The sequence below is a fragment of the Aureimonas sp. N4 genome (assembly GCF_001463925.1).
Lineage (GTDB): Bacteria > Pseudomonadota > Alphaproteobacteria > Rhizobiales > Rhizobiaceae > Aureimonas > Aureimonas ureilytica_A.
On sequence record NZ_BBWS01000051.1, the window covers coordinates 105,133 to 121,521 of the forward strand.

Below are 16,389 nucleotides of genomic sequence, written 5' to 3' on the forward strand. Positions count from 1 at the left end.
AAGGTGTGTGGTCGAGGCGCTTAGGGTGATGAGGGATTAAGGGAGCCGACCGATGGCTCGCGGTGCGCTGATGAAATCCGGGCGCTGGAGGGTCGAGAGTTCGGTTGCTGGGCTCAACCCGCTCCGACGTTTCGTCCATTCCCTACAAGCGGCCCGTCGATACCCATCGGGCTTTTCGGCACGCTCGGTGCCACCCCCTCCGCAGCAGGCCGATTTGTTAGGCGCTGCCTGCTCGCCCGCCTCCCCTCGCCTCCCGGCGTCCCTTCAACGTCGCGGCGAAGACGTCCTCCGTGCGGTCGATATGCGCGCCCAGCAGCTCGCATAAGGCATCCGGCTGGTTGTCGGTCGCCATGGCCAGGAACCGCTCATGCTCGCCGAAGGAGATCCGGCGCAGATCGTGGGCCGGCGAGGTCAGGGTCGTGCGCAGAGCCGCGATCTGGCCGGAAACGAGATCATAGGCGTCTCGGATATAGGGATTGCCCGAGTGGTTGACGAAGCATTGATGAAGGCTTGAATCGAGGCGGCCATAGGCGACGACGTCGCCGTCGGCGAGCGCATCCCTCATCCGGGCCACGATGATCTGAAGGTCCTTGACCAGAGCGCTGCGCGCGTGTCCGAGCGCCAGATGGATCGCCCCCATCTCCAGCATCTTCCGAAACCGGCAAACGTCGATGACGTCCTGCGGAACGGGGTCGAAGACGAAGGTGCCGCGCTTGGGCTGAATGGATACCAGCCCCTGGAGCTGCAGCCGGATCATCGCGTCGCGAACCGGCGTGCGGCTGACACCGAGGCTCTCGGCGAGGCGCTCCTCCGAGATCTGTTCGCCTAGGGCGAAATCTCCGTCGATGATGGCTTGGCGCACACGCTCCACCACGAGCTGGGCGAGCAGTTTCGGCTGCTTGATCTTCAAGGATTTCAAAAGAGGAGCCCACCTGCCCGGAGCCACGCGATGCCGAATGTTCCCATGTATGCAGAACACGGCGACCGCTATCACCACGGTGCCGGGCGATCAACGCGTCATGCCGATGCGCCGTTGACGTAGCAGCCTTTGCCTGACACACAATGATGTATACCGTACACTAATGTGAATGGTCCGCAGCGCTCAATGCTGCCATCGAAAAGGGGAACTTTGCGGATGGAGCCGAATGACATCCGGCACGGGCCGCACCTCGAAACGTGGCGCCATCACGGCTTCGGGCCGAGGGCGTCGGTTCACGTCAAGTTTGAAACGAGCTAAGGGCGCCATGTCGCAAGCCGCACATCTTCGCAAACTCCTGGAATCCGGCCGGATCGTCGCCGCGCCCGGTGCCCCGGACAGCATCACGGCTCGCCTCGTCGAGAGAGCGGGCTTTCCGGCGGTCTACATGACCGGCTTCGGCGCCACGGCGAGCCGGCTGGGCACACCCGACATCGGGCTTCTCACCCAGACCGAGATGACCGAGCATGCCCGCAACATGGTGCGCGTGACCTCGATCCCGATGATCGCCGATGCCGACACGGGCTATGGCGGCCCGTCCAACATCCATCGCACCGTTCTCGAATACATGCAGGCCGGTGTCGCCGCGATCCATCTGGAGGATCAAGTCGCCCCCAAGCGCTGCGGGCAGCAGGCTGGTATCCGGCTCATGAGCGTCGAGGAAAGCGCGGCGCGGCTGCGTTGCGCGATCGAAGCGCGGGGCGCGGGCGATCTCGTCATCATCGGCCGCACAGACGCGATCGGCGCCTTCGGCCCCGAGGAGGCGATCCGCCGCGCCCATGCCTACCAGGACGCCGGCGTCGACCTCGTCTTCGTGGACGGCATCAAGAAGATTGCCGAGGTCGAGGCGGTCGCCAAGGCCGTGAAGGGTCCGAAGGTCGTCTCCATCGTCGACGGAAACGAGACGGTCGCGCTCAAGGCGTCCGATCTGGAGGAGATGGGCTTTTCCGTCGTGCTCTACGCCGTCACCACGCTCTTCTCGGCCACCCGCGCCGTCGCGGACGCGCTCGACCGCCTGAAGGCTGATGGCACGCCCGCCCATGTCGGGCGCCAGCACAGCTACGCCGAGTTCACCGACATCGTCGACCTGCCGTTCCACAGCGGCCTCGACGACCGATACGGAGTTGCCAAATGAAGCCCAAGATCGTCGTCACGGATTACGAGTTCTCCGATCTCGCACCGGAAATCGCGGTGGTCGAGGCGGCCGGTTTCGAACTTACGCCGCGCCAGTGTCGCAGCGAGGCCGAGCTGATCGAAGCCTGCCGGGATGCCGACGCCGTCATCAACCAGTATGCCCAGATCACCGGACGCGTCGTCGATGCCCTGGAGCGCTGCCGTGTCATCTCCCGCTACGGGATCGGGCTCAACACGATCGACGTGGAGGCCGCCACGCGGCGGGGGATCTTCATCGGCAACGTGCCCGACGGATCGCTGGAAGAAGTATCCGACCACGCCATCGCGATGATCATGGGCCTCGCTCGCGGCCTTCGCCTGCACGACGCGGCCATTCGGTCGGGGCGCTGGGACTATACGGTCGTGAAACCGCTCTATCGCCTGCGCGGCCGCACGCTCGGCCTCCTCAGCTTTGGTGCGATCCCGCAGCGCGTGGCCCGGAAGATGTCCGGCTTCGGTCTGCGCATCATCGCCTGCGACCCCTATGCCGACGCCGAAAAGGCGCGGACCGCCGGGGTCGAGATGGTGGACAAGGCGACGCTGCTTCGCGAAGCCGACATTCTCTCGGTTCATGTGCCGCTGACCCCGGAGACCCACCATGCGATCGGGCGCGCCGAGCTGGCGGCGATGAAGCCGACGGCCCTTCTCGTCAACACGGCGCGCGGCCCGGTGATCGACGAGGTCGCGCTGATCGAAGCGCTGTCTGCGGGCGGGATCGCGGGCGCGGGTCTCGACGTCTTCGAATCCGAGCCGATCGGGGCCGACCATGCCCTCGCAGCGATGCCCAACGTCATCCTGACGCCGCATGCTGCCTGGTACTCCGAGGATTCCGAGGTCGAGATCCGCTCCAAAACGGCGCAGAACGTGGTGGACGTTCTTCAGGGCCGGCACCCTACTTATCTGGCGAACCCCAAGGTGCTCGACATCGCTCGGGCCAAGGCGTCCTGACATTACCACAAGGCCCGCAAACCACCCGCCGTCACGAGACCCATAGGGGGTCACGACGGGTTGTTTGCGGGCCGAACCTTCTTTCTTTCAACCGAAGGATGGCCATGGCGGATACCGCCATGGCCGAGCGTTCAAGGAGCCTCGAAGGGCACGCCCTCGATTGCGTCCGGGAATTTCGGAGCGTCCCGGTGCAGCCACTTCTGGTAGATCGCCGCATATTCCGGAGTTGGGATGAACCCTTTGAGGAAGGTGTTCAAGGCACCGTTCCAGTCCTTCTCGCCGAGACGTGAACCGGCACCGTTGAAGAAGACCTGAAGCTTCAGTTTCTCCTCGAAGGCACCGGGACGGGCGTTGTCCAAGCGGCCGACATAGAACTGGTTGCCGCCGACCGCATCGACCTGGCCCGACAGGAGCGCCTGGATGTTGGCGGCGTCGTCGTCGAAGCGAAGGATCTGGGTTCCGGCGGGCGCCATTTTCGTGGTCGCGGTGTCCACCACCGACGAGCGCGGCACCCCGACCTTGAGGCCAGCCAGATCGTCCATCGACTTGATCGGGCGATCCTTCGGCGCGACCAGCGCATTGTCGTTGCCGGCATAGGGGACGGAATACTGGATCGCCTTCGCCCGCTCGGCATTCATCACCAGCGTCGAAAAGAGAACGTCGACCTTGCCCGTGGTCAGAGCCGGAATGCGGTTGGCGATCGCCAGCGGCACGAATTTCGCCTCGACACCCAGGGATTTGACGAAGGCCTTCGCCACGTCGGCGTCGAAGCCCTGCTGCTGCCCGGTGGAGTCGATGAAGCCCCAGGGCGGATTGTCGCCTTGAATGCCGATCACCACCTGCTTCTGCTCGAGGGCCTCCTTGAGCGACGCGGCGTGCGCCTGAACGCCGCCCATCAGCGTCGCTGCCACGACGGCGACCGACAGGACGCGTCCGAACAGGGTCTCTTTAACTCGAATTGCCATTCGCATCCTCCCGAAGCGACTTGAAAACGCGAGGTCGGCATGGGCTTGCGCCATGCGGGACATCCACGGTCGGTGAAAGCTTGATCCGACACCGCCGCACTCCGTGTCGGGCGCATGGGTGCGAACTCGGTTTTCAGGGCATCTCGATCATTTGAAAGAGCCACCACGACGATAACTAGCGTACTGTATACATGATGACTGTCAAGCTTTGCCCGCCAAGAGCCCTGCTTCGTGGGCGTCTGCGTGGCCTACTGCCCGTTCTGTGGACAACGAGACGGTGTTTCTGGAACTGGAGAGGGTGAATGCAACGACGCAAGTTCAGTCGCGGGTTCAAGCTTGAGGCGGTGGGGTTGGTGCGAGAGGGCGACATTCTCAAAAAGCCGCGGCCGACTTTGCCAGGAAGCCGATGTGATGGTCGGGTTCGTTGCGAAGCACCGAGGGATCTGGGGCTCTTTTGGATCTGCGAAGCGCTCGGTGTTTGGCGCAGCGGCGTTCGTGCCTGTCTCGTTCGTGCCATCGGTGCTGGCGACCGCTGCGATGGAGCCTTCGATGCCAGGATTCGGGAGAGCTTCCTTTCCCGCAATGGGAGCTATGCCACGCGCCGGGTCTGGCACGATCATTTAGCTGGAGCCCTTCCCTTCGGTCTGCATCGGATCGAGCGGCTGGATGGACTGACGGCACGACCGAAGCGCCGCGATCATGCCCCAGGATAACGGCGTGCGCTCAGTGATTTCGGACAATGTGCTGGATCGCCAGTTCACCGCCGACAGGTTAAACCAGATGTGGAACGCCGACGTCACTTGCATCCGGACCGCCAAAGGTCGGCTCGACACTACGGCCATCATCGACCTCTTCTCTACGCAGGTGGTCTGCCGATCATGCGCAGCGCCATGACGGCCCAACTCGTCGCCGATACCTTGATGATGGCGATCTAGCGGCGCGGCGCGACCCGCTACGGTTGATGCGCCCACACCTTCTTCTCAGCCATCTGCATCGCCGCAACCGTCATCTTCTGGCTCTGATCAATGAGGCCTGCTCCTGGACGCTCCAAGCAGCCAAGCCACTGAAATTGTTTCGGAAAACATGTTTGATTCATCAGATGACGCGGAGCGTCGTTGAAAGGCGCGGTACGTGTCACCTTGCACACCGTTGGATATATCCATACCAATAGCGCTTCTACGTCGAATTTGGCGCAGAAAGCGTTATTTAGAAGAGATCGCCATGCAATCTGTACCTCCTTCGATCGCGATGATGCGTGATTTCGACGAGGAAATCCTTCGGCAAGGGGAACTGATCTCGGACAAACTCAACCTGTTGCGGATGGAGCAGTATCCGCCCAATGCCGAAAAAGGCTTGAGGCTCTATTCCATGGCGGAGGTCGCAGATTTTCTGGGCGTGACGCAGAACCACATCAAGAAGCTGCACCTTGATGGAAAGGGGCCAAAGCCTCTGGTCTCGCCGTCTGGGCGTCGGTCGTACTCAGCCGAACAAATGCTCGAGCTTCGATCCTTTCTCGACAAGCATGGACGAGGTGATCTCAAACGCTACGTGCCCCACCGACGCGACGGAGATGCATTGCAAGTCATCTCGGTGGTCAACTTCAAGGGTGGCAGTGGAAAGACCACGACCGCCGCGCATCTGGCGCAGTATCTCGCTTTAACGGGCCATCGTGTCCTTGCTATCGATCTCGATCCGCAGGCCTCACTGACGGCACTGCATGGCATTCAGCCGGAATTGGATAAGAACCCCTCCTTATTCGATGCCATTCGGTATGATGAGGATCGGTGCTCCATCGCCGATGTCATCAAGCCCACCAACTTTCCAGGATTGGATATCATTCCTGCGAATTTGGAGTTGCAGGAATACGAGTACGAAACACCGATCGCAGCTTCCAACAAGAGCAGTAAGGAAGGTCGTCTCTTTTTCACCCGCATCAGCCAGGCGCTGAAAGAGGTCGATGCACGATACGATGTGGTGGTGATCGATTGCCCGCCACAGCTCGGGTATCTGACACTGACGGCGCTCGCCGCTTCGACGTCCGTCCTGATCACCATCCATCCTCAGATGCTGGATATCATGTCGATGAGCCAGTTCCTCCTGATGCTCGGGGGCATTCTGCACTCCATCAAAGGGGCAGGTGCCCGAATTCAGTTGAACTGGTTTCGTTATCTCGTCACCCGGTATGAACCGACAGACGGACCCCAAGCACAGATGGTGGGATTCATGCAGGCCATGTTCGGCCGCTTCCTTCTGTCGGCTCCCATGCTGAAGTCGACGGCCATATCCGACGCGGGGATTACCAAGCAAACTCTCTACGAGGTCGAAAGAGGTCAGTTCACGCGCACGACCTACGACCGCGCCATCGAGTCGCTGAATTCGGTGAATGGGGAAATCGCCGACTTGATCCACAAGGCTTGGGGACGCAAATGATCCCCAAATTGACAGCCGTGCAAATCGGCAAAAAGACGAACTAAAACAGATATTTCGTACGAATTTGGGTCGCTCGAATGGCTAGAAAGAACTTGCTCGGGAGTTTGATCGGAGATCGATCGGACGAGGGGGAAGCCCGCCCCACTTCCGAAGCGCGTGCGCAGTATGCTCGGCGTGGCGCCACACGGTCCATGATGCAGACCCTGGATGAAATGGCTGAAGACTCCATGCTCGTCATGGAAGGGAGCGTCATCGTCGATTTGGATCCTCACACGCTGGATGCCTCACCCTATGCCGATCGGATCGGTGACGACGAGGAAGACTTTCAGGCCTTGCTGGGAGCCATTCGCGAGAGCGGTCAGCATTCGCCAATTCTAGTCCGCCCCCATCCGGTCGAGCCGCAGAGGTATGTCATCGTCTATGGGCATCGACGCGCGAAAGTTGCGAGAGCCCTAGGGATTTCGGTTCGAGCGATCGTCAAACCATTGGAGGATATCGCTCACGTCATCGCCCAAGGGCAGGAGAACTCCGCACGGGCCGACCTCAGTTTCGTCGAGAAGGCTCTTTTCGCCCGTAAGCTTCTCCGAGCCGGTATCGGAAAAGACGACGTGAAAAAGGCGCTGACGATCGATGATACGCTCTTGTCGCGAATGTTGGGTATCGCGGAGAGTGTACCCGAAGCCGTGCTTGAGGCTGTTGGTGCCGCCAAGGGGGTTGGACGCGACCGATGGGAGGCGATGAAGAAGGCGTTGCAGAACCCCAGAAAGGCGGCGTCCGTGTTGGAGTTTCTAGGAACCGGGACGCTGTCTGACACGCCACCGGATCAGCGCTTCAACGTCCTTCTGGAACAAGCCACCAAGGCGAGAGTCCGGCATCCGACTTCTGCGAGGTTGAAGAGCAAAACCTGGACGCTTGCGGGAAGCGCCGTGAAGGTCGGTACGAAGGATTCAGGCCGCTCTTTCACAATGGCTATCAAAGCCAAGGAGGCATCGGCCTTCGGGGAGTACATCTCTGAAAACCTCGATCGTCTCTACGAGGATTTCCGCAAGACGTATGACACGCCCGCAAGCTGACGATCGGCGTGATCGGCTGAAGCGTCGGCAAGAACTCGCCTTGTTCCCCGCCCGGCAAAGAGCAGATCTCAGCTGGGGCGGATGGTCGATACGTGTCTTCGTTCCGAAGGCTTTCATCGACCCGGATGCCATGAAGGGTGACGGCCCGTCGACGGCACAACGCGGCGGGGGGCGTCTTGTGCTGCGCCGCTGGGTCAGGTTCATGGCCCCGCCCCTGCGCGAGGCCCGATACGAACGTGAGTTGGGAGCAAGATGGTCCCCTCGACCATGCACATGCCCCGTCATCCGCCGGACTCTGTCCCGTCTTTCGTGAGCGATGACACTTTTTCTTGAGTTTCAGCCCGCGTGGGATATCGCCGCCGTGCGACAAGGCCGCCTTGAGCGGTCGTGCTCGTCGGCTTATAGCTGCTTTCGGTCGGAACACGGGATTCTTCGATGGTAGGTGCGCCGAAGGAGCAACCGGATAACGTTGACGTTCGGGTCGGCATGCAGATCCGTCTGATCCGCAAGGAGAGGGGGATGTCGCTGGACATGCTGGCGTCCCAAATCGGAGTCACCTACCAACAGGTTCAGAAGTACGAGAGCGGGGCGAACCGCGTTTCCGCCTCCACACTTGCTCGGATCGCGAACGCGCTGAATGTTCGGATCGGAGATTTCTTCCTCGAAGAAGAAAACGTGTCGGAGACCAGCTTCCCGATGCCCGATCACCAATGCATCATGATCGCGCGGAAGATCGGGTCTCTCGATCCCCATCTTCGGCGGTCCCTGGCGGATCTTGTCGAGGCTTTGGCCAGGAAGGCGTGAGTCCGCGAACGGATTCAGGCCTTGGTTCAGCTCGTACCGATCGTCTCGATCCGCTCGCCATTCAGAATTTGAACGGCCATCGTCACCCAGAAATGCGGCCCCGTCCCCGGCATCAGGTCCTGCAAGGCGAAGGTGAGAGCAAGAACAGGGGACGGACCTGACCCGACCTGCACGACAGGGTTTGGCCTTCGTCCCTTTCTGAGAGGGTCGAGGGTGGTGACCGCGAGTTCCAGCAAGGAGCCCGCCTGTTCGGAACATCGTTGCGTGTCGAGCAACAAGTCTGCGAGATAAGCTGCCAGCAATTGCTGCTCGGTCGGCTCTGCGAGGGGTATTTCCAGATCGGCCCTTTGTGTCGTCTTCAAGCGGAGTGGGTCGAAGCGGGCCGATTTTACCTTCGGCATGGCGGGCTCGCGTCTCGTTCCAGGAGCGAAACACGAAGCTTGAGCTGAAGCAGGTCTTCGAGCGAGCCCGACCCTTTGCCGGACGAACTGGTTCCTCTCTCTTTTCCGTGCCAGACCATCGCCAATTCCAAAAGCGACAAATCGAGAAGCCGAGTGACGAAAGGCAGGGTCATACTGCTTGCCAACTCCCGGCCTCGCGTCAGATGCCGGGCCAACTCGGTCAGCCCGCGCTCTTCTTCTGCGTTCATGGCTCAGCTCGCCAAGGTGCTGGCGCGCTCAAGCGCGCAGGGCTGGTTCCACGATCCTTCAGGGCGAATGGTGCGGATCGGATCGTCACCGAGCCTCACGGCATCGTCGAAGGGCTCGATATCTTCGATCATCTCGACGAGCGGCCAGCTTGCCAATTCGAAGGGCGCACCATTGTCGCGGACCTTGAAGCCGAAATGCAGCCAGAAGCTGAGATACTCTTCGCTGGCATGGCCATAGAGCTTGCGATAGCCCTTGGCCCGGCAAAGATCGACGGCGGCGCGAACCAGTTCGAAAGCGAGGCGAGACTTGCGAAACTCTCGGCGCACCGCCAAGCGCTCCATTTTGGCGAAATCACCGAAGAAGCGGATGCGGATGCAGCCGGCAGGCTCCCCCCGGACGCTCGCAAGCAGATGCGTTGCGGCAAAGTCGTTGCCGTCGAACTGCTGGTCGTAGGCGAAGGCCTTCTCGCCCATATAGACGGCGGCGCGCACGACGGCCATCTTCACGAAATCATCCATGCTATGCACCACCACGAGGCCCGTGCCATTGGCGTCGAGACCCTTCTCGTAGCGGCGGGGCTTACGGTCGGGGGGAACTTGCATCGAGGCGGTAGGCTGGGTGGGGGAGGGCGCAGAACTCATCTTGTTCTCTCCGCTGGATTGTGGAGAGGATCGTTACGTAACGATCGGCAGCGCCGATGCAGCAAAGTTTGCGACGGGGCGTTCTCCAGATGGAACACCATCTCCACAACCTGGACTGGGACGCGGTGAAGGTCATCCTGGCCGTTGCCGATCGCCAGAGCTTCCGCCAAGCCGCGCAGGACCTCGGGCGGAGCGTCAACAAGCTGCGCAGCGCGGTGGACCGGCTCGAGGATCAGTTCGGCTTCTCACTGTTCCACCGTCATGTCGACGGAGCGAAGCTGACCGTGGAGGGCAGGCGCGTCGTCAGCGCCGCCAGGCAGGTGGAACGCTCGATGGTGGATATGATGCGTGTCGCCCATTCCGCCGCCGATACGATGAAAGGTCCGGTGCGCCTGGCCGTCACGGAGGGCATCGGGACATTCTGGCTCGTGCCACAACTCGTGGATTTCCTCGCCGGGCCTGGGCGAGACATTCAGGTGACGCTGCAATGCGCGCTTCAGGCGGTGGACGTCTTGAGGCTCGAAGCCGACATCTCGATCCAGACCGTCGAGCCATCGGATTTCGACGTGGTGAAGCGCCGGATCGGACGGGTTCACATGACCCTGTTCGCAGGACGAGCCTATGCCGAGCGCCATGGTCTGCCGACGAGCTTGGAGGACCTTGCGAGCCATCGGATCATCGAGCAGGAGATGGATCAGTTCGCCGGCTACGGGCTGGATCAAATCTATACGTCGGAAATAGCGGAACGCCTCGTGGCCCTGCGCACGAACTTTGCGAGCGCTCATTACTGGGCGATCGCAAAAGGCGCGGGGATCGGAATGCTGCCAAACTACGCCGCCGCCATCGGTGGCGATCTCGTTCCTATCGATCTCGGATTGCGGATTCCGGTCGATCTCTGGCTCGCCGTTCACCCGGAAATGGTGAAGACCGCACGTCATCGAGCGGTGGTCGAATGGCTGAACGGTTGTTTCGACGCCCAAGCCTATCCATGGTTCGGCGAGCACTTCATGTCGCCGGACGAGATCGCTTCCTTCCTCACAGTCTCGCCCAGATTGGCCAGCTACTTTTCCGGGTTCACACCGATCGCTTCCTGGGCGGATAGACCTCGCATCACGGACGAAGGGGCGACGTGAGCGAGGTCTCGGGCTAGGGGCCTCTGTTGCGAACATCTATTTGGGATGCGCGTGAGCCGCACCGGGTTTCCTGAAGGCTCCAACTCCCGAATAGGGTGAAGCTATGACGAGCCGAACGACGAACAGGTTTTCGCCTGAGGTTCGCGACCGGGCGGTGCGGCTGGTTTTGGACCACGAGGGGGGATCATTTCTGTCGGTGAACCGCCTGCCAGTCGATCGCGACGAAGGTTGGTTGCCCGGCTCCCCCACGTTGCCGAACTGAGTAAAGAGAACCGGGAAGTCCGATAGGCCAACCAGATCCTGCGCAAGGCATCGGCGTATTTTGCCCCCCAATCGCCCGATGACAAGCATTCGGCGGCCGGGCAGGGGAAGTTCGATTGCCCATTCAAGCGATGATCGCGCTCATCGGCGATCATCGCGGTGTCTCCGGGGTTGAGCCGACCTGCCGGATTCTGCCGATCGCCCCGCCAGGCGCATGCCGCCCGTCTGGCCGACCCGTCCCGGCTATCGGTACGGACAAAGCGCGATGCCGGGCTGAACGGCGGTGCTCAGGGACGCAGAACGCCCTTGCGCAGAAGGACATTGCCGTAGAGCCGGCGCTCGCCGCTGGCTATCACGGCATAGGCTGCGCGCGTGCGCTCCACGAACGCGGCCGGTTCGATCTCGGACACGGTGACCTTGCGCCCCTCCGCCCTGTCGGCGCTGGCCTGGAAGGCGTCGTACATCGGCCGCGTCTCGGGCGGTGCCGTCATCACCGCCATGGGCGAGTCGACGAAATCGTCCAGCGGGAAGACGGAGAGGATCGCATCCACGAGATCGGTCGCGGTCGTTCCCGGGAGGTCGATCAGGCGTTGCGCAACATGGGCGGCGCCGAAATTGGCGTCGGCAATGACGATCTCGTTGCCATGGCCCATGTCGTCCAGGATGGCGAGGAGTTGGCCGTTGAGAAGAGGGTGGATGGATTTCAGCATGGGTCTGTCCTTGCGAGGCCCCCCGTCAGAGCGCGGGGATGAGGCCTTTTTCTTCGAGGCTGAGCCAGAGCGCATCTGGGATCGGTTGCTCGAACCAGGCGACGTTCTGGTTCACCTGGGCGGCGCTCTTGGCGCCGATGACCACGTTGGCGGTGGCGGGATGGCGCATCGGGAACTGGATCGCGGCGGCGGGAAGCGGCACGCCGAAGGGCTCGCAGGCGGCCCGCAGGGCTTCGGCTTTCTCGACGATCTCGGCCGGGGCGTCCACATAGTTGAACTTCTTGCGCCCCGAGGCGGAGGCGAGAATGCCGGAATTGAAGACACCGCCCACCACCAGGGCCACGTCGCGTGCGGCGGCCTTGGGCAGAAGCTCCTCCGTGGCTGATCCGTCCAGCAGCGTGTATCGGCCAGCGAGCAGGCAGACGTCGAGATCGGTCTCCTCCATCGCGTCGAGAATCGCTTGCGTCTCGTTCACGCCGAGCCCGAAACCAGCGATGAGCTTGGCCGCTCGCAGCTCTTCCAAAGCGCGGAAGCCCCCGCCCTTGGTGAGCGCCCCCCAGTGATGATCGTGCAGCGCGCCGTGCGTGACGCGGCCGATATCGTGGACGAAGAGGATGTCGAGCTTCGACAGGCCGGTGCGCTGGCGTGAGTCGTCGTAGGAGCGAAGGATGGCGTCGTAGGAATAGTCGAAGACCTCGCGAAACGAGAGGCCGTTGTTCCAGCCGGAATCGAACTCGTTCTTCGGCGGCTCGGGAGGCAGCTGGCGGCCGGGCCGCTCGAAGCTCATGAGGCGCCCGACCTTCGTGGAGATCGCGAAGCTGGAAGGCTCTTCCTCGCGCAGGAGCTCGCCGGTCAGGTGTTCGGAGCGGCCGAGGCCATACATGGGCGCGGTGTCGAAATGCCGGATGCCGGCGTCCCAGGCCGCCTGCAGCGCGGCGCGCGCGTCCGACAAGGGTACGGGGGCGTAGAGCCCGCCGAGCGGCGCCGATCCCATGCCGAGTGCGGTGAGTTCGATCCCGGCGCGTTTGAGGGGCCGCTTGGTGGAAGCCTTCATGGTCATGCCTTTCACATCACGCACTAGATACGCACACGGTTCTTGCGGCGGGTCCACACCACCAGCGCGACGCCGGCGATGAGAAGCGCGGCGCGGACGATCTGACGCTGCGAGTCGGTCCAGCCCAGAAGCGCAGCGCCGCTCAGAAGGACGGCGAGCAGCAGGACGCCGGTCAAGGTGCCCACCATGTTCGGCTTGCCCATCTTCAGCGCCATGCCGCCGAGCAGAACCGCCGTCAGCCCGTCGATGAAATAGGACGAGCCGATATAGGGCTGACCCGAGGACAGGTCGGCGGCCAGAAGCACGCCCGCGACCGAGGACAGAACCGCCGAGACGACGTAGAGAAGAAACAGGAGCTTGCCAGCCGGAATACCGGCCTCCACCACCGCGCGGCGGTTCTGCTCCATGGCGTAGATGTAGTGGCCGAAGGTCGTGCGATCCTGAAGCATCCAGGCCCCCGCGTAGAGAAGCGCGACGAGAACCGCCAGAACCGGAACGAGGCCGAGATTGGCATCCACCAGCGCGCCTGCAAAACCCGTCGTGGCCATCGGGATCGAGGTTCCCTTGCCGATCGCGGCGGCGATCGAACCGGCGAGGCCGCCTGTCGCGATGGTGATGACGAGCGCCGGCAGGCCCATCAGGGCGACGAGCAGGCCGTTCAGGAGCCCCACCAGAAGCCCCGCGAGAAGCGCCACGAGCGACGCCAGCGGCCAGCCCGCGCCCGCCGAGACAAGCCCGGCGACGATCATGGTGGATAGGGCGGCGACCGACATGAAGCTGACGTCGATCTCGCCCGCCGCGATGATCCAGGTGAGACCCAGAAACATGATGGCGGAGATCGAGGCCGAACGCAGCATGTCGTTGATGTTGCCCGCGCTGGCAAAGCTCGGGCGCAGCCAGGTGAAGACGATCACCAGGGCGGCGAGCAGGAAGAAGAGACCGAAGCGCACGAGGAAGCGGTTGATATCGAAACCGGCGGGAGCGCCGGCGCGCGAGGTCGGGGTCAGAACGGCGCTCATGAACGGGCCTCGCGAAGGGCGGGTTTGCCGCTGTCGCGAAAACGGCGGAACGCTTCCTCGATCCGGGGATCGAAAAGGGCGATGGCGGAAATCAGGACGATCGAGACGATGGCGTCCGAGTAGAAATAGGGCACGGCGAGCAGCGTGAACCCGTTCAGCATGGCCGACATGAGCAGCGTGCCGGCGACCGTGGCGGGCACCGAGGCCGCCCCGAACAGGGCCGCGCCGAGATAGACGGCGGCATAGGCCGGCATCAGGAGTTGGTTGCCCGCCGTGACATTGGCCGCGCCGGAAGAGGCGACGAGAAGCGTGATGGCAAGGCATGACAGCGCGCCGCAGATGGCGAAGGCGGCGCAGACATAGAGCCGGACACGGATGCCGGAAAACACCGCCGAGGTGCGGTTCTCGCCCGTGGCGTAGAAGGCGCGGCCGAAGCGGGAGAAGTGCAGCACGATCCCGGCGAGAAGGGCGGCGGCGAGCAGGATGGCGACCGGCGCGTCGATGCCCAGATATTTGGCGTCGTTCAGGTCGAGAATGCCCGACATGAAGAAGTTCTTCGAGATCGAGGTGCCGTTGGAATAGAAGTAGGACAGGCCCACCGCGAGCCCTCCGGTGGCGATGGTCGCCACGATGTCGGGCAGGCGCATCCAGGCAACGGCGATGCCGTTGACGAGGCCGCAGGCGAGCCCGACCGCCAGCGCGCCCAGAACGCCGAGGCCGACGCCGTATCGCCCCGCGATCAGCCAGCCGAGCGTCATGGCGCCGAGCGAGGCGACGCCGGGAAAGGACAGGTCGAACTGGCGCACCACGATGACGAAGGTGAGGCCGAGCGCCGCCAGCCCCTGCACCGCCATGTGGCGCAGCAGGGCGTGGATATTCTCGGACGAAAGATAGGCTGGCGTCAGCATCTGAAAGATACCGGCCACGAGCATGAGAAGCACGAGGAAGGCGACGATTCTCGGTACCAGAGGGTGGGTTCTCTTGGTCATCAGGCACGCGCTCCCATGATTCCGGCGCTGAGAAGTTGATCGCGCGAGGGCCTGACGCCGCCGGGATGACCTCCCCCGAGATGAACGGGGCGGCCCTTGTAGAGGGCGAGCACGCGGTCGGCGAGGCCGTGGACCTCATCGCAGTCGGAGGACATGACGATGACGCCCGCCCGGCGCGAGAGATCGCGCATCAGGGCGTAGAGCTTGGCGCGCGCGCCGATGTCGACGCCGATCGTCGGCTCTGCGAAGATGTAGATATCGGCGTTGCGGTAAAACCCCTTGGCGATCACGATCTTCTGCTGATTGCCGCCCGAAAAGGCGCTGACGGGCCGGTCGAGTTCGAAGGGCTGCAGGCCGACGTCGCGCGCCAGTTTCTCTGTGTCGCGTCGGTTGCCGGACAGTTTCAACAGGCCGCCGAGCCAGGAGGCGCGTCCGAGATGGGCGACCGTGGTGTTGAAGGTGACGTCCTTGGTCATGGTCAGCCCTTCGGTGCGCCGGTCGCCCGGCACGAGGAAGATGCCGGCCTCCAGCGCGTCGTGCGGGCCGCGAAAGCGTCGGGTCCGACCCTTCACCTTGAGCTCGCCCGCGTCCGGGCGCAGGGCGCCGAACAGGACCTTGCTCAATTCGTCCACGCCCGAGCCGACAAGGCCGAAGACACCGAGGATTTCGCCGCGCCGCAGTTCGAGATCGACGCCCGAGAAGGCCGCGCCGCATCCGAGCCCTTCGGCAGACAAGATCACGTCCCCGTTCCCGATCCCGTCACAGATCGGGTAGAGATCGCCCGCCGCCTCGTCCAGCATCAGCTCGGGAATGGAGATGTTGCGCTCGCGCGCCTCGCGCGAAGTGAAGGTCGCCACATTGCGCCCGCCCCGGAAGACGGTGAAGCGGTCGGCGATCTCGAAGACCTCTTCCAGCCGGTGCGTGATATAGATGATGGCGATGCCGGCGGCTTGAAGCGTGCGCATGAGCTGGAAGAGCGAGGCTTTTTCGCGCTCGGTCAGGGTCGAGGTCGGCTCGTCCAGAATCAGGACCTTGATATGGTCGTGGCGCAGCGCATGGAGAATGGCGACGATCTCGCGGTCCACCGCTGGCATCTCGCCGACCGGCGCGTCGAGGTCGATCTCGATGGGGAAGCGCTCCAGGAGCGTCTGGGCGCTTTGGCGCATGGCGCGCCGGTTCATGCGGCGGAACAGGCCGGGCGCGTGTCCCTCGTGCCCCAGAAAGATGTTCTCCACGCCCGTGCAGTCCGGCACGAGTTCGGGGTGTTGCTGGACGGTGGCGATGCCCGCCTCGATCGCCGCGCGGGGGCTGCCGAGTTCGACCGCCTGCCCGTCGATCTCGATCGCGCCTTCGTCCTTGGTGTAGACGCCCGACAGAATCTTGATCAGCGTCGACTTGCCGGCGCCGTTGATGCCGAGGAGCGCGTGGATCTCGCCGCGCTCCAGCGAGAAATCGACCCCGCCCAGCGCCTGCACCGGCCCGAAGCGCTTGCGGATGCCCCGCATATCCAGAATCGTCGCCATGCCTTGTCCTCGCGCTGCCGGGAAGAAGGCAAGGGGCGCG

Annotated in this window: 16 protein-coding genes, 1 pseudogene and 1 other annotated feature; of the genes and pseudogenes, 7 read left to right on the plus strand and 10 right to left on the minus strand. The window is 63.0% G+C overall.

All coding sequences use genetic code 11. From position 1 onward, the window contains the following. Window positions 1-217 precede the first annotated feature (217 nt). Complete coding sequence (locus tag AUL28_RS17275; protein WP_192843483.1) at window positions 218-919, minus strand: GntR family transcriptional regulator; 702 nt, start codon at window positions 917-919, stop codon at window positions 218-220. Between the two features lie 325 nt (window positions 920-1,244). Between AUL28_RS17275 and AUL28_RS17280 the strand changes: the two genes are divergently transcribed. Together AUL28_RS17280 and AUL28_RS17285 are read left to right on the plus strand one after the other, a co-directional pair. After that, window positions 1,245-2,111 carry an isocitrate lyase/PEP mutase family protein gene (locus tag AUL28_RS17280; protein ID WP_062234990.1) on the plus strand — a complete coding sequence of 289 codons (867 nt, stop codon included), beginning with the start codon at window positions 1,245-1,247 and terminating at the stop codon, window positions 2,109-2,111. Next, complete coding sequence (locus tag AUL28_RS17285) at window positions 2,108-3,097, plus strand: C-terminal binding protein (RefSeq protein ID WP_062234994.1); 990 nt, start codon at window positions 2,108-2,110, stop codon at window positions 3,095-3,097. Before AUL28_RS17280 ends, AUL28_RS17285 begins: the two co-directional genes overlap by 4 nt. A 131-nt stretch (window positions 3,098-3,228) precedes the next feature. Here the strand turns inward: AUL28_RS17285 and AUL28_RS17290 are convergent, their stop codons facing one another. Next, on the minus strand, window positions 3,229-4,062 hold the full coding sequence (locus tag AUL28_RS17290; protein WP_058598524.1) for a transporter substrate-binding domain-containing protein: 834 nt from the start codon (window positions 4,060-4,062) through the stop codon (window positions 3,229-3,231). Between the two features lie 620 nt (window positions 4,063-4,682). After that, window positions 4,683-5,033, minus strand: coding sequence for a hypothetical protein (locus AUL28_RS23060; RefSeq protein ID WP_192843484.1), 351 nt, complete (start codon window positions 5,031-5,033; stop codon window positions 4,683-4,685). Between the two features lie 250 nt (window positions 5,034-5,283). Here AUL28_RS23060 and repA point away from each other — a divergent pair, with 250 nt between their 5' ends. From repA to AUL28_RS17310, 3 genes are all read left to right on the plus strand, one after another. Beyond that, on the plus strand, window positions 5,284-6,492 hold the full coding sequence (gene repA / locus AUL28_RS17300) for a plasmid partitioning protein RepA (protein ID WP_062235000.1): 1,209 nt from the start codon (window positions 5,284-5,286) through the stop codon (window positions 6,490-6,492). Window positions 6,493-6,569: 77 nt separating this feature from the next. Beyond that, on the plus strand, window positions 6,570-7,565 hold the full coding sequence (gene repB / locus AUL28_RS17305; protein WP_062235005.1) for a plasmid partitioning protein RepB: 996 nt from the start codon (window positions 6,570-6,572) through the stop codon (window positions 7,563-7,565). A gap of 435 nt (window positions 7,566-8,000) precedes the next feature. Continuing rightward, on the plus strand, window positions 8,001-8,369 hold the full coding sequence (locus AUL28_RS17310; protein WP_062235010.1) for a helix-turn-helix domain-containing protein: 369 nt from the start codon (window positions 8,001-8,003) through the stop codon (window positions 8,367-8,369). A 26-nt stretch (window positions 8,370-8,395) separates the two neighbouring features. Here AUL28_RS17310 and AUL28_RS17315 read toward each other — a convergent pair whose 3' ends face one another. Together AUL28_RS17315 and AUL28_RS17320 are read right to left on the minus strand one after the other, a co-directional pair. Further along, window positions 8,396-8,770 carry a hypothetical protein gene (locus tag AUL28_RS17315; RefSeq protein ID WP_058635039.1) on the minus strand — a complete coding sequence of 125 codons (375 nt, stop codon included), beginning with the start codon at window positions 8,768-8,770 and terminating at the stop codon, window positions 8,396-8,398. A 251-nt stretch (window positions 8,771-9,021) separates the two neighbouring features. Continuing rightward, window positions 9,022-9,660: a GNAT family N-acetyltransferase gene (locus AUL28_RS17320; protein WP_082640536.1), complete on the minus strand. Its 639-nt coding sequence runs from the start codon at window positions 9,658-9,660 to the stop codon at window positions 9,022-9,024. 89 nt (window positions 9,661-9,749) lie between these two features. On the opposite strand from AUL28_RS17320, the gene AUL28_RS17325 reads away from it, so the two are divergent. Together AUL28_RS17325 and AUL28_RS23345 are read left to right on the plus strand one after the other, a co-directional pair. After that, entirely contained in the window at window positions 9,750-10,793 is a 1,044-nt protein-coding gene (locus AUL28_RS17325) for a LysR family transcriptional regulator (protein WP_062235013.1), read from the plus strand. Between the two features lie 103 nt (window positions 10,794-10,896). Continuing rightward, window positions 10,897-11,330 (plus strand): annotated as a pseudogene (locus AUL28_RS23345) (IS3 family transposase); the annotation flags it as partial. Then, window positions 11,150-11,260 (plus strand) — a sequence feature (AL1L pseudoknot). Its footprint overlaps the pseudogene before it by 111 nt. Before the next feature lie 11 nt (window positions 11,331-11,341). Here the strand turns inward: AUL28_RS23345 and AUL28_RS17330 are convergent. From AUL28_RS17330 to AUL28_RS17350, 5 genes are read right to left on the minus strand one after another with little or no spacing between them, the layout of a single operon-like run. Then, on the minus strand, window positions 11,342-11,764 hold the full coding sequence (locus AUL28_RS17330; protein ID WP_058633943.1) for an RbsD/FucU family protein: 423 nt from the start codon (window positions 11,762-11,764) through the stop codon (window positions 11,342-11,344). Window positions 11,765-11,789: 25 nt separating this feature from the next. Next, window positions 11,790-12,824, minus strand: coding sequence for an aldo/keto reductase (locus AUL28_RS17335; RefSeq protein ID WP_062235017.1), 1,035 nt, complete (start codon window positions 12,822-12,824; stop codon window positions 11,790-11,792). A gap of 17 nt (window positions 12,825-12,841) precedes the next feature. Further along, window positions 12,842-13,837 (minus strand): ABC transporter permease, encoded by a 996-nt coding sequence (locus AUL28_RS17340; RefSeq protein WP_062235021.1) that lies wholly within the window; start codon window positions 13,835-13,837, stop codon window positions 12,842-12,844. Then, window positions 13,834-14,826 carry an ABC transporter permease gene (locus tag AUL28_RS17345; RefSeq protein ID WP_058601968.1) on the minus strand — a complete coding sequence of 331 codons (993 nt, stop codon included), beginning with the start codon at window positions 14,824-14,826 and terminating at the stop codon, window positions 13,834-13,836. Before AUL28_RS17345 ends, AUL28_RS17340 begins: the two co-directional genes overlap by 4 nt. After that, entirely contained in the window at window positions 14,826-16,349 is a 1,524-nt protein-coding gene (locus tag AUL28_RS17350; RefSeq protein WP_062235023.1) for a sugar ABC transporter ATP-binding protein, read from the minus strand. Before AUL28_RS17350 ends, AUL28_RS17345 begins: the two co-directional genes overlap by 1 nt. Between the last annotated feature and the right edge of the window lie 40 nt (window positions 16,350-16,389).